At 31.6% G+C, this 13393-nt stretch carries 12 protein-coding genes; all 12 read left to right on the plus strand.

Going from position 1 to position 13393, the window contains the following annotated elements; genetic code table 11:
• The first annotated feature begins 35 nt into the window (after window positions 1-35).
• The 12 genes from pfkA (at window position 36) to O5O44_RS08730 (ending at window position 13339) form a co-directional block, all read left to right on the plus strand.
• A complete protein-coding gene (gene pfkA, locus O5O44_RS08675; protein WP_019386429.1) occupies window positions 36-1022 on the plus strand; it encodes a 6-phosphofructokinase in 987 nt (328 codons plus the stop codon).
• 17 nt (window positions 1023-1039) lie between these two features.
• Complete coding sequence (gene gap, locus O5O44_RS08680) at window positions 1040-2047, plus strand: type I glyceraldehyde-3-phosphate dehydrogenase (RefSeq protein ID WP_289193971.1); 1008 nt, start codon at window positions 1040-1042, stop codon at window positions 2045-2047.
• Between the two features lie 283 nt (window positions 2048-2330).
• Window positions 2331-3191: an N-acetylglucosamine kinase gene (locus tag O5O44_RS08685; protein ID WP_289193972.1), complete on the plus strand. Its 861-nt coding sequence runs from the start codon at window positions 2331-2333 to the stop codon at window positions 3189-3191.
• 9 nt (window positions 3192-3200) lie between these two features.
• Entirely contained in the window at window positions 3201-4412 is a 1212-nt protein-coding gene (locus tag O5O44_RS08690) for an ATP-binding cassette domain-containing protein (protein WP_289193973.1), read from the plus strand.
• Window positions 4413-4595: 183 nt separating this feature from the next.
• Window positions 4596-6194, plus strand: coding sequence for a DUF4062 domain-containing protein (locus O5O44_RS08695; RefSeq protein WP_289193975.1), 1599 nt, complete (start codon window positions 4596-4598; stop codon window positions 6192-6194).
• 141 nt (window positions 6195-6335) lie between these two features.
• Complete coding sequence (locus tag O5O44_RS08700; protein WP_289193977.1) at window positions 6336-6470, plus strand: hypothetical protein; 135 nt, start codon at window positions 6336-6338, stop codon at window positions 6468-6470.
• 150 nt (window positions 6471-6620) lie between these two features.
• Window positions 6621-7172 (plus strand): hypothetical protein, encoded by a 552-nt coding sequence (locus tag O5O44_RS08705; RefSeq protein ID WP_289193978.1) that lies wholly within the window; start codon window positions 6621-6623, stop codon window positions 7170-7172.
• Between the two features lie 156 nt (window positions 7173-7328).
• Window positions 7329-8771 (plus strand): P-loop ATPase, Sll1717 family, encoded by a 1443-nt coding sequence (locus tag O5O44_RS08710; RefSeq protein WP_289193980.1) that lies wholly within the window; start codon window positions 7329-7331, stop codon window positions 8769-8771.
• 162 nt (window positions 8772-8933) lie between these two features.
• Complete coding sequence (locus O5O44_RS08715) at window positions 8934-10379, plus strand: hypothetical protein (protein ID WP_289193981.1); 1446 nt, start codon at window positions 8934-8936, stop codon at window positions 10377-10379.
• A gap of 143 nt (window positions 10380-10522) precedes the next feature.
• On the plus strand, window positions 10523-10654 hold the full coding sequence (locus O5O44_RS08720) for a hypothetical protein (protein ID WP_289193982.1): 132 nt from the start codon (window positions 10523-10525) through the stop codon (window positions 10652-10654).
• A gap of 160 nt (window positions 10655-10814) precedes the next feature.
• Window positions 10815-11414 carry a hypothetical protein gene (locus tag O5O44_RS08725; RefSeq protein WP_289193984.1) on the plus strand — a complete coding sequence of 200 codons (600 nt, stop codon included), beginning with the start codon at window positions 10815-10817 and terminating at the stop codon, window positions 11412-11414.
• Between the two features lie 170 nt (window positions 11415-11584).
• A complete protein-coding gene (locus O5O44_RS08730; protein WP_289193986.1) occupies window positions 11585-13339 on the plus strand; it encodes an ATP-binding protein in 1755 nt (584 codons plus the stop codon).
• Window positions 13340-13393: the final 54 nt, after the last annotated feature.

Consider the following 13393-nt stretch of genomic DNA (forward strand, 5'->3'; position numbering starts at 1 on the left):
GTTTAGTAATTTTACCTTGTTAAATGAAATAATTAATGTCACAAAAGATAAAAAAAATTGCCGTTTTAACTTCAGGAGGAGATTCTCCAGGAATGAATGCAGCCATTCGTTCGGTAGTTAGAACTTGTGCTTATCATAAAATTGAATGCGTTGGTGTTTACCGAGGTTATGAAGGATTGATTGAAGGCGATTTTAAAGAAATGAATGCCAGAAGCGTTCGAGGTATTATCAATAAAGGAGGTACCATTTTAAAATCGGCACGTTCAAAAGAATTCAGAACTGTTGAAGGTCGCCAAAAGGCCCATGAAGCACTTAAAAAAGCCGGAGTTGAAGGTTTAGTAGTTATTGGTGGAGATGGATCGTTTACCGGAGCTTTAATTTTCAATCAAGAATTTGGTTTCCCAGTAATGGGTATTCCTGGAACAATTGATAACGATATATTTGGTACATCACATACTTTAGGTTTTGATACCGCTTTAAATACGGTTGTAGAAGCTATCGATAAAATACGTGATACAGCAAGTTCGCATAACAGACTATTCTTTATAGAGGTTATGGGTCGCGATGTTGGTCATATTGCATTAAATGCAGGTATAGCTGGTGGTGCTGAAGAAATATTAATCCCTGAAGAAGATTTAGGATTAGACCGTTTGGTTGATTCTTTAAATAAAAGTAGAACCTCAGGAAAATCATCGAGCATCGTAATCGTTGCTGAAGGTGATAAAATAGGAAAGAATATATTCGAACTTAAGGATTACGTAGACCAGAATATGGAAGGTTACGACGTTAGAGTATCTGTTTTAGGACACATGCAACGTGGTGGCGCACCGTCTTGTTTTGATCGCGTTCTTGCGAGTAGAATGGGTGTAAAAGCTGTAGAATCCATGCTAGGAGGCGAAACCAATTTTATGGTGGGTCTCATGAACGGTAAAATGCTACTAACACCTTTAGATAAAGCCATTAAAGGAAAAACAAAAATAAACTTAGAATTATTGCGTGTCTCAGACATCATGAGCACTTAACATTTATAAACACGATTATGTCAAAATTAAAAATTGGAATTAACGGATTTGGAAGAATAGGTAGAATTGCTTTTAGAGTAGCAGCTTCTAGACCAAATGATATCGAAGTAGTAGGTATTAATGATTTACTAGATGTTGATCATTTAGCTTACTTATTAAAATTTGATTCAGTTCACGGACAATTTGATGGTACTATCGAAACAAAAGATGGTAACCTAATTGTAAACGGAAACACTATTCGCGTAACTGCAGAGCGTAACCCAGAAGATTTAAAATGGGATGCTGTAGGAGCAGAGGTTGTTTTAGATTGTACTGGTATCTTCACAAACTTAGAAGGTGCTCAAAAACACATTACAGCAGGAGCTAAGAAGGTTGCAATTTCTGCACCATCTGCAGATGCACCAATGTTCGTAATGGGTGTAAACCACAAGAAAATTACTGCTGCTGATACTATTGTATCTAACGCATCTTGTACCACTAACTGTTTAGCGCCATTAGCTAAAGTTATTCACGATAAATTCGGAATCGCTGAAGGTTTAATGACTACAGTTCACGCAGCTACTGCAACACAATCTACTGTTGATGGTGTTTCAAGAAAAGATTACAGATTAGGACGTGCTTCTTTAAACAACATCGTACCAGCTTCAACTGGTGCTGCTAAAGCGGTTGGAAAAGTAATTCCTGAATTAAACGGAAAATTAACTGGTATGGCTTTTAGAATCCCTACTGTTGATGTATCTGTGGTAGATTTAACTTGTCGTTTAGAGAAACCAGCGCCATGGGCGGAAATCAAGAAAGCTTTAAAAGATGCTTCTGAAGGTGAATTAAACGGTGTTTTAGGATATACTGAAGAAGGTGTTGTATCTCAAGATTTCGTATCAGAACCTAAAACAAGTACATTCGATGCTAACGCAAGTATGGCATTAAATGACGGTTTCGTAAAATTAGTTTCTTGGTATGATAACGAGTTTGGTTACTCAACTAAATTAGTTGATTTAGCACAACATATCGGAGCTTTAAAATAATAATTAATATATTACCACAGTATGGTTCTTAGGAAGCATGCTGTGGTTTTTTTTATTGTGAAACTCATTTTGATGCGTTTTTAAACGCATTCAATACTGTGAGTTGAACAACATACCAGCTGAAACTAAGTTCAATGGTCACCTTGAGCGCAGTTGATAGGTTTTTTGTTATAACAACATAAACTGCCCGCTGTTTAGTCAAGAACCTGTGCTTTTCAGTTAATTACTTTACTTGTAATATGTTGTCATGCAACATGTTATTAATCTTTTAATTCTAAGTCTTATGATTTTAATTGTTGATAGTGGTTCTACAAAATCCGATTGGATAGCCGTTGATAGTAACGGAAAACAACTTTTAGAGAAGTTAAGAACAAAAGGTCTTAATCCTGAAATCTTAACGCAGAAGAAACTCAAAAAAACAATTAAAAATAACGAGATCTTAAAAGCACATAAGGATGCTGTAACCCACGTGTACTTTTACGGTGCAGGTTGCGGAACAGACCGTGGTAAAGATTTAGTTTACAGTGCTTTGGATGAATTTTTTGTAAACGCCAATATTACAGTTGAAGAAGATACTATGGCTGCTGTTTACGGCACCATTAATAAAGTAGATGAAGCAGCAGTAGTTTGTATTTTAGGTACAGGCTCAAACTGTAGTTATTACGATGGCAAAAAACTCCACCAGCGCGTACAATCTTTAGGTTATATTTTAATGGATGATGCCGCAGGAAACTATTATGGTAAGCAATTAATACGCGATTATTATTTTAACCATATGCCAGAAGATATCAAAGTCGCTTTTGGTAGTAAATACAACTTAGAAGCCGATTATGTAAAGTATAACATTTACAAACAACCACATCCTAATGCGTATTTGGCAAACTTTGCCGAATTTATGTTTCTAAACAAAGATTCAGATTATATTATAAACCTTATTAAAAAGGGACTTCGCATTTTTGTAGAGAATTATATCATGCAGTACAAAGAAGAGCTTAAAACAGTTCCCGTACATTTTGCAGGGTCTATCGCTTTTTTTGCACAAAATGAAATCAAAGAAGTAGCACAAGAAATGGGCTTTACCGTTGGTAATTTCGAACGCAGACCCATAGAAGGCTTGGTTAAATTTCATACCACAGGCATATAAATCGCGCTTATGCCTAAGCATAAAGCCTTTTACATATCCAATACTGAGAACAAAAAGCAACTGCTTAAACAGATTACTTCAGGCCAGTGGTTTAAGGAACTCAACACGCTTAAAGGTGCTGTGTTTTCAGATTTTACAGTCAATGCCTTTATTGAAGAAGAAACCCGACACGGGCGATTCGATGTGCAAACCGCCACGACTAACAGTTTAAAAAATTCTTCCGAAGGCGAACGCAAACGGGCCTTACTCCAACATATTTTAAAATCGAAACCCGAGTATATAGTTCTAGATAATGTTTTTGATTGTTTAGATGTGGAAGCTCAAGCCAACATCGAAAACACACTCACACAATTAAGTCAGCACACGCAAATTATCCAAGTAGCGACCAGAAAGCGCGATATTTTAGATTTTATAGAAGACATTTATGTGCTAGAAGATGGCGAACCTAAATTGTATATAGAAACCGCTGAAAGAAAGCACAAAAATTTCACCCAAGCCTTACCACAGCCTTACGAGCTCGATAGGGAAACCTTTAACCCACTTATACAACTCAATAACGTGTCGGTGAGTTATGGCGAGCGCCCCATCATTAAAAACATCAATTGGGAAATAAAACCAGGAGAGTTCTGGCAGCTTATTGGTCCTAACGGATCGGGAAAAAGCACCATTCTCTCCTTAATTTCTGGCGATAACCCCAAAGGCTATATGGCAGATATGACCTTGTTTGGTATTAAAAAGGGCAGTGGCGAAACTGTTTGGGATATTAAAAAACACATTGGCTTTTACACCTCCGAAATGCTTCGTGGGTTTAAACGCAGAGATACTATAGAAAGTATGATTATTTCTGGGTTTGTAGATTCTATTGGCTTGTACAGTTACCCCACCGATAGGCAAATGCGTATTGCACAACAATGGATCTCGCTACTCAACATGAGCGCCATTAAAGATAAAAGCTTTCAGTTTTTATCCAATGGGCATAAACGTTTGGTACTTATTGCCAGAGCCATGGTAAAACACCCGCCACTACTTATTTTAGACGAACCCACCAACGGACTAGACGATACCGATGCCCAATTATTCTCAGAATTGGTAAACAAAATAGCCCAAGAAAGCGATACCGCTATTATTTATGTATCGCACCGAAAAGAAGAGTTTATTCAACCCGATTTTGTTTTTGAGTTGACACCGCACCCAAATGGTTCTGTAGGCAGAAGCTTATAAATATGTAGTATTTGCATTTCCTCACCTGTATTTGCATTTCTTCGATTAATATTTTACTTACAATGTTATTTTTTTAGTTTTAGGATTTTAGAATGGCTAATTGTGCTTTTATTCTGAATTATATTTAGGATAAGAGTCATAAAGGTTGTTTTAAATCACGTTGGGCATAATGTAAAATAAACTATGGGAAAAACGAAAGTATTTATAAGTTCAACCTTTGTTGATTTAAAAGACACAAGGGAAAGTCTGAAACAATATTTTTTAGATAATCAAATGGAACCTATACTTTTTGAAAGAGGAAGTATTGCATTTGACCCATATAAAAATGTTGATTCAGCTTGTTACAACGAAGTAGAAAAATCGACAATTTTTGTTTTAATTATTGGTGGAAGATACGGTTCACCTGCCAGTGACGAACCAAAGAAAACAAGAATTAAAAAAATAAAAAAATATAATTCGATTACCAAAAAAGAATATTTAAGAGCAAGAGAGAATAATATTCCTATTTTCACTTTCATAGATAAAGAAGTTTCTTCTGATTATAGGTTTTTTAGAAGAAATAGAGATAAGACACATATAAATTATCCAGCTGTTGACAATGTAAATATTTTTTATCTGCTTGATGAAATCTATAAACAAACGAGAAATAACTATGTTAAAGAATATGAATATACTTCTGAAATAATTGATTGGTTAAAAATTCAAATATCGGGATTATTTCAAAATTTTGTAGAAGAGAAAAAAGCAGTTTTTGATAAGAATGTGCCTAATTATTATGTAAATCCATTCAAACTCTTTTACAAAAGAAGAACAATCAAAAATCTAACATTAAAAAAACTATCTCAAGAAGTTGGAATTGATTACAAATCTCTTTGTAATCTCGAAAAATTTGATTTAGTGGGTACAACTTTTGACTACACCAAGTTTCAGTCAATAGATAAAAATAAGCTGAAAAAACTATGCAATTGCCTTAATTGTTCTTTTCAAGACGTTATTAGCCCAAATTCTGACGATTTTAGTTCGAAACTAATAGAATACTATCATAATTATAAAAAGAAAAGAGCTAAAAAAAACAAATACTTACCGAATGAAAGCTTTACGACAAAAGTTGTGGTTTTTGATTTTGATGGAACACTTACCATTCCTGAAAAAAACAAAACTACTTGGGAAATGATTTGGGATTATTTGGGTTATGATGAAAATTTATGTTCTAAATATCATAATCAATATGTAACCGAGGAGATTAATCATAGCGAATGGTGTAATCTCACTCTTGAAAAATTTAAGGATAAAAACTTAAATATTAATGATATTAAAAAAATTGCCAAAAAAATTATTTTAGTTAATGGTTTACAAGAATTACTCGTTTCACTTGATAAATTAAATATTAAGCTCTATATACTTTCTGGTTCAATTGAGGAAATTGTGGAACTTTCTTTAGGAAAACTTAAAAGTCATTTTAGAGAGATTTCGGCAAACAATTTTTATTTTGGAGCAAATGGAAATTTGGAAGATATAATTGGTACTGAATTTGATTTTAAAGGAAAGGCAACTTACTTAAAAAAAATTATTACCAAAGAAAAAATAGCACCTTACGAAGTTCTATTCGTTGGGAATTCTATCAATGATATTTTCGCTTATGAATCAGGAGCAAAGACATTATGTGTTAATCCGATATTGACTAATCCATTTGATGAAGTTCAATGGCAATATTCGATTCCCAAAATGATTAACGCAATGGAAATTATGAAATTTGTAAACACTATGCCCAACAACGTATAAATAATTGCGGTTTTAGCGCTTTAGCAAAGGTCGTTGCGCATATGTAACATCTGAAATTCTTAGCATAAACACCCGCTACTACTTATTTTAGACGAACCCACCAACGGACTAGACAATACTGATGCCCAATTATTCTCAGAATTGGTAAACAAAATAGCCGAAGAAAGCGATACCGCTATTATTTATGTATCGCACCGAAAAGAAGATTTCATTAAACCCGATTTTGTTTTTGAGTTGACACCGCACCCAAATGGTTCTGTAGGTAAAAAAGTATAATAAAAGTTTAATTTTATTTATTTAAATAATATTTCACTTATATAAATTTTTATATTTTTATGAGATAACTAAATGTGCTCTAATTCTGTTAAATTTAATAGATTAAAGGCATAAGGTTGTTTTAAAACACGTTGTGCAACATAATAGCAGATGAAACCAGTAAACGAAATTTATTCTGAATTTCTTCTTGGGAATGTTAGATTTCACCGAGCAATTGAAAACGACTTATTTAGAGATGCGTTAATGTTTTTTATGGACAACAAATTCAGTACATCTGCGAGTTTATGTTCTACTCTTTACGAAATGATTTTTACAACCAGATTAGTCCGAGAAACAGCAAATCCAATCGGATTTATTCCAAGCAAAGAAAATATAAATGAGCAACTGAAATATTTGATGGAAAAAGAGAATGATATAATAAATACACAAAAACTCTCTTTTCGTCAGATCACCAAAGAATTAAAAAACAAAAATGTAATTTCAGAAATTGAAAAACAAGAGTATGACACATTTTATACTGAAATAAGAAATCCTGTAGCACACGGATTAACATTCCGACTATTTGAGAAACTTCTTGACAGCAAACCAGCACATACTTTTGAAGTAGAAACCAACTATCAACCTGTTTACAAAAAAGCGTCTGAATTATTAATTGACAAAATATATTATTTAATGGCAATTAAAGAATTAAGAAAAAAGTAATTACGTACCACAACAACATGTATAATTAATTGCTTTGGCAAGTGCTTATTTAGAAAATTCCTTCGGAATTTTCTCGCGTTCGTTTTTGTTTACTAAATTAGTTGCTGAAACACGCAACTAACCATACACAAAAACGTTGGGCATAATTTGAAACGAATGAAAAACAATACATTAAAAAATATTGCAGATAATTGGAAATTGGAAGCAAAACTAGAAGATTCTGAAAAATACTTCTTTAATAACGACCAAGTCAACGACATTGTGCAAAAAGATAAATGCTATGTAATTGGTAGAAAAGGTTCGGGAAAGTCGGCAATTTCTGAACATATTTTAAAACAAAGTAAACACGATTGTTTTTCGGTTAAATTAAACTTTAAGAATTTTCCATTTAATGAATTGTACAGTCTTGATAATCAAACTTATACTCCTCCGAACCAATATATTACCTTATGGAAGTATTTGATATATTCAAATATATGCCGCCTAATGGTACAAAATGAATCCATAGACTCAACAGTTAGAAATACTCTTGAGAAACTCTATCCAAAATCAGCTATAAAGTCATTAGCAAGAACTATTTCTAAATGGACCTCTGCTGAATTTGGTGCTACAGTTTTAGGAAATGGGGGAAATATTAAAGTAGAACGAGAATCTAATAGAAATGAAATTCCTTGGATTGAGAAAACTAACATTTTAGAAGATATAATTTTTGATCATTGTGATAATTCAAAATATTTCGTAGTTTTTGATGAACTAGATGAAGATTATCGAACAATTCAAAACACAAAGACTACTGACCAATATATATTCTTGCTTACAAGTTTGTTTAAAGCTGTTCAGGACATAAAGTCTACATTTTTTGATACTGGTTTACAAATAAAACCTATTGTTTTCCTTAGAGATGATATTTATACACTAATTAAGGATTCAGATAAGAATAAATGGCGTGACTTTAAGGTTGAAATTGAATGGGACAAAGCTAAACTAAAACAACTATTAGCTTATCGTATTTCAAAGGATTATGATGAGACACTATCAAAAGCTCTACCTTTTCAGAAAGCTTGGGATAAAATATTTTTCAGAGAAGATATTGGGTTTGGTAATAAGCAAGAAAAGAAAATTCATTCTTTTGATTTCATTGCAAGAAGTACGCATTTAAGACCTAGAGATTTTGTTCAGTATATCCAAAAGTGTGCTGAAGAAACTTCTTCAAATAATCACAAATTCATTAAAGAGCAGAATATAAAGTTTGTAGACAGAGCTTTCTCGAATTACCTAAAGGATGAAATAATTGATGAAGTTTTTCCTGTACTACCTGAAATAGAACAATATTTTCAAATTTTCGCAAACATACGTAAGTGGAATTTCACACTTCAGGAATTCACAAAGGAGTATAATAAATATTTAAAAGCAGGTACAATTCAAGAAAAGAATATCGACTATGTACTTGATACGTTATACAATTTCAGTGTAATTGGAAATCAACATAAATCAAGAAAGGATAAGTTTTTTTATAAATATATGCACACCAATATGACCTTTAATAGAACTGAAAATATTGTAATTCACAGAGGATTATTTAAGGCACTTCAATTGTAAAAACTATGCCCAACAACGTATATAATTCATTGCTGGTACTCGCCTACTCACGAAAATTCTCGCGGATTTTCTATTCAGTTTGTATTTGCTAAATTAGTTACTAAAACACGCAGCTAACCATACACAAAACCGTTGGCAATAATTTAAAACGAACAACATAGAATGATAAAATGGTTAAGGAAAAAACTCGGAATTGATACTATCGACAAAAATATTGTTGAAAGCAATTCTATGACCAAAAGCCAACTTATTGAGATTAATAAATCAATAGAAAACCTAAAACCGAAAAAAAAGGAAGAAGAAATTATTGAGGTAGTTGATAGTTTTGAAATGAAAAACGATATTTCAAATTTAACTTTCAAATTAAATAATAATATTAGTTTAGATAATAGTTGGTCTTTAATTACTACTCAAAACAACAAATCGAATTTTCTTTCTCAAGTTGCTGGAACTTCAACAATAGGAGGTTCAGTCGCTTATTCAGCAAATGGATTATACACTGCAACTGCGAATACAGGAAGTTTAATGACTTATGGAAATGGCTCTTTGAGTTCAATAACAATGAATGGTTCACAATTCGGAAGTCACGCAGGTTTTGTTAGTGCAAATCCTGCTGTTTTTACACCAATTTTAGCTGTCCAATTTGCTTCAATGCTTACTGGTCAATATTATTTTAAAGGTCTAACAAAACAATTAACATCAGTCCAAAAAGGTATAAACGAACTTATCAGTTTGCATCATAATGAAAGATTAGCAAAATTGAGATATATAAACACTAAAACAAACGAATTAAATAATCGGAATTATTTCACAACCGAGGATTATGTTATTGTCGATAGATTAAAATTTGACTTGTCAATTATTAGGTTTGAATACTTACTTTCTGCTCAACAAGAAATCATTAACACTTTTGAGATACAAAATGGAAAAGAAAATAAAGAAGAAATAATTGATATATTATCAGAAGATAGTAATCACGTTGAGAAAGCTCTTAATTCAATAAAAAGCAATGCCAAAAAAATATCTTCATTTTTTTCATCAACCTATAAAAAATCTGGAATCGAATCTGGAATAAACTATTTAAAATCTAAATCTGAAAATTCACATAAAAAAGTTGAAAAACTTTCAGAAAAGGTAAATAATAGTAAGTTTTTTTTCTATTCAGAAATCGCTTTAAAATCAGAACAATTATACCAACTTTTAAAGCTATTGGAATTAAAAATAAATTTGTCTGATAAAAAACCAAACCATAACCGAATTGGAAGAATTGAGGAACTTTATAAATCAATAGCAGATTTTAATTACGAAGACAGTATTTATGATGAAATGGAGCAACTAAAATCGGATTTAAAGGAAAATCTATTATCTGAAATCGAAATACATAAAGCAAATAGCCAAATAACTAAAAGTAAAATTGATTCAAAAGCATCTAAAATAATTGAAAAATTTACAACATTAGAAAACTATTTGGAAGAAAAGAATATGATATTTGATGATATTGAACAAATAAAAATTGGTTTTGAAAAGCCACAACAAATACTAATTGACAATAGAACAGAAACAACTAGAATTTACACAAAAACTATTGCCAACAATGGCTATAATTAATTGCTTGTTCTCGCCTACTTCTGAAAATCTTCGCGGATTTTCAGTTTGGTGTGTACTTGCTAACTTAAGTGCCATACCTAAAATTAATTCATATACCCGAAACTTAAGAGAATGACGATACCGATGCCCAATTATTCTCAGAATTGGTAAACAAAATAGCCCAAGAAAGCGATACTGCAATTATTTATGTATCGCACCGAAAAGAAGAGTTAATTAAACCCGATTTTGTTTTAGAGTTGACGCCACACGCAAATGGTTCTGTAGGTAGAAGCTGATAGTGCTGTAGTATTTGTTGTTTCTCACTTATATTTGCATTTCTTCGATTAATATTTTACTTACAATTTTATTTTTTTAGTTTTAGAACTTATAAATAACTGAAAGTGTTTTTATCTTAAATGGTTTGATGGATAAGAGTATTGAAAGTAATTTTAAAACATGTTTTATTCAGGCTTAAAGGCAATTTTTATGGAATTGAAAAATTTACTCGAAATAATTGCTCTAGTACTAGTAATAATAGGCTGGGGAATAACTTATTGGTTGGCTAAAAAACAAGATTATCACCTTGAACTAAAAAAATGGGAAAAGGAATTGTTGGATAATCAATTATCTGAATTATATGGAAAGATTCACGGAATTCTTTTAGAAAATGACAGAATCAGAAATGTTTTAATAGAACAATTAGGCCGTAAATCAATATTTAGACACAATATTCCCCTTTCGAATGAGGAGGAAAAATTATGGTTATACTATACAGAAAATTATTTTTTACCTAACAATAGAAAAATTGTTGATTTAATTAAATCTAATACTCACTATTTAATTGGCAATGAATTTCCAGAGATTTTTAAAGTATATATAGATTATGCAATCGGTTGGGAACTGTTGCATGACCAATATTTAAAAATAGGAAGAGAATATGATTTACATGCACGTGAAAATTTTCCATTAGGATTTCAAAAAAGAATAATAAAAGATTTCTCTGAACTTAAAACTAGGCAATGGGAATTAGTTTCCGAAAATAGAATATCAAAATAGTAAGCTTGCAACTATGTTTTTAGTTCATTGCTAGATTCTGATATTATGATAATTCATAGGATTTTCCTTTTGATTGTTTTCTTTTGCTAACATAGTTATTACCAATGCAACTAACCATAAACGAACAAGTTTAATACAATACAAAACCAACATTTGAACATTAAATAAATATGACAAAAGCAGCACATTTTAAAGTTGACCCAAAACTAGCCGAATTACTAGGTGAAACTTATCGTTCAGTAGAAGAAGCTATAAAGGAATTGATTGATAATGCTTATGATGCTGATTCTGAAAATGTGAATATAATACTGCCAAACGAATTAATACCTGATCCAATAATAGTAATTGAAGATGATGGTTCAGGAATGAAAGAATACGAAGTCCGGAATGAATACTTGAACATTGCAAATAGTCGAACTTCTAGAAAAGGGAATATTACATTTTTAAAAAAGAGAAAAGTTAAAGGAAGAAAAGGTATCGGAAAATTTTCAGGACTTATGGTAGCTAGTCAAATGACAATTGAAACGTTTGCAAGTGGAAAAATGACTTCGTTAACAATTAACAAAGATGATTTGGCAAAAGCAGGTTATGATTTAGAAAAAGTTCCTCTTCCAATAAACGTAAGTGGCTGCAATAAAACTAAGCACGGAACAAGAATAACACTAGAAGGCATAAATCAAAACTTTAATTTCCCAAACCCAGAAAGATTAAAAGAAATTTTAATTCGTGATTATGGTAGAGAAATGGATTTTAACATAACCATTAATGGGGAAAACATTGGTGTACTTGACCTTCAAGGCAAGTCATATTCTGAACAAATACTACTATCAAATGGTAAATCAGCAACTTTAAATTATACAGTAACTGATAAGCCAATAAAGCAATCCGGTATTGCAATTAGGGTGAATAATAAAATTATTGGCAGACCTCAAAACTTTCTTTCAGAGGATGAAATTATTCCGAAAAAACTTCAAAATAGAGTTTACGGAGAAATTATTTGTGATGATTTAGAAGATGATTTAACAGCCGATTTTGGTGCTGTAATTGATAATAGTATACTTTATCAAAAACTTACCGAAAATACTACAAAAAAATTACGAAAATCAGTTGACGAAGTATTTGTGACTGATATGAAAATGGCAAAGGCTCGATATCAAAGAAAAATAAATAAAGAACTTGAAAAACTTCCCGATTTCAAACAACCCTTTGCAAAAAAAGCATTATACAAAGTTCTTGAGAAGTTTTATGGAGAAACTGAAGATAGAATCAATACTGTTATTTCAGTAATGGTTGCAGCAATGGAGAAAGACCATTATTGGGATATTGTACAAAATATTGAAGATACTCGAACAGGAGATGTTGAGAAATTTGCAGAAGCACTTTCTGAATTCGGATTTTTAGAAATGAGTATTATTTCTAGTCAAGCCATTAACCGTTTAAGATTTTTGGATGAATTAAATATTTTAATTGAAAATCCAAAAACTGTTGAATCATCAGTTCATAAAGCGTTTGAAAAAAATACTTGGCTTTTTGGAGATGATTATTCTGTGATATTTTCTGATCAAGGCTTAAAAAATTCAATTGAAAAAGTAATTAAAAAGTCTTATAAAGGAGACAAACCCGATGATAGACCTGACATTCTGTTCGGAAGAAATATTACAAGGTCTTTAATATTAATAGAATTTAAAAGACCAAGTTTTACATTAAATCGTGATACTGAAGCACAAGCACTAAAATATCGTGACGAATTAAACGTATATTTTCACAGTCAAAAGATTGAAATAATTCTTTTAGGCGGTAAAGTGAAAGGAATAATAAGTTCTCATAATGATCGTGGAGATGTTCTTTATCGAACATACGTTGATTTGATAAGTGTGGCTAGGCAAAAACTAATGTGGTTGATAGAGGAATTAAAAAAGGAATAAAGTAATGCTTTCAGCACAATATATTACTACTAATTCTAGACTACTTAAGTCAAT

It is taken from the genome of Algibacter luteus, from assembly GCF_030344935.1.
In the GTDB taxonomy this organism is placed as follows: Bacteria; Bacteroidota; Bacteroidia; order Flavobacteriales; family Flavobacteriaceae; genus Arenitalea; species Arenitalea lutea.

Bases quoted from the DNA above. Each gene is read 5' to 3' on its own strand.
- pfkA (WP_019386429.1), top strand. From the start codon at position 36: ATGTCACAAAAGATAAAAAAAATTGCCGTTTTAACTTCAGGAGGAGAT.
- gap (WP_289193971.1), top strand. From the start codon at position 1,040: ATGTCAAAATTAAAAATTGGAATTAACGGATTTGGAAGAATAGGTAGA.
- O5O44_RS08685 (WP_289193972.1), top strand. From the start codon at position 2,331: ATGATTTTAATTGTTGATAGTGGTTCTACAAAATCCGATTGGATAGCC.
- O5O44_RS08690 (WP_289193973.1), top strand. From the start codon at position 3,201: ATGCCTAAGCATAAAGCCTTTTACATATCCAATACTGAGAACAAAAAG.
- O5O44_RS08695 (WP_289193975.1), top strand. From the start codon at position 4,596: ATGGGAAAAACGAAAGTATTTATAAGTTCAACCTTTGTTGATTTAAAA.
- O5O44_RS08705 (WP_289193978.1), top strand. From the start codon at position 6,621: ATGAAACCAGTAAACGAAATTTATTCTGAATTTCTTCTTGGGAATGTT.
- O5O44_RS08710 (WP_289193980.1), top strand. From the start codon at position 7,329: ATGAAAAACAATACATTAAAAAATATTGCAGATAATTGGAAATTGGAA.
- O5O44_RS08715 (WP_289193981.1), top strand. From the start codon at position 8,934: ATGATAAAATGGTTAAGGAAAAAACTCGGAATTGATACTATCGACAAA.
- O5O44_RS08725 (WP_289193984.1), top strand. From the start codon at position 10,815: ATGTTTTATTCAGGCTTAAAGGCAATTTTTATGGAATTGAAAAATTTA.
- O5O44_RS08730 (WP_289193986.1), top strand. From the start codon at position 11,585: ATGACAAAAGCAGCACATTTTAAAGTTGACCCAAAACTAGCCGAATTA.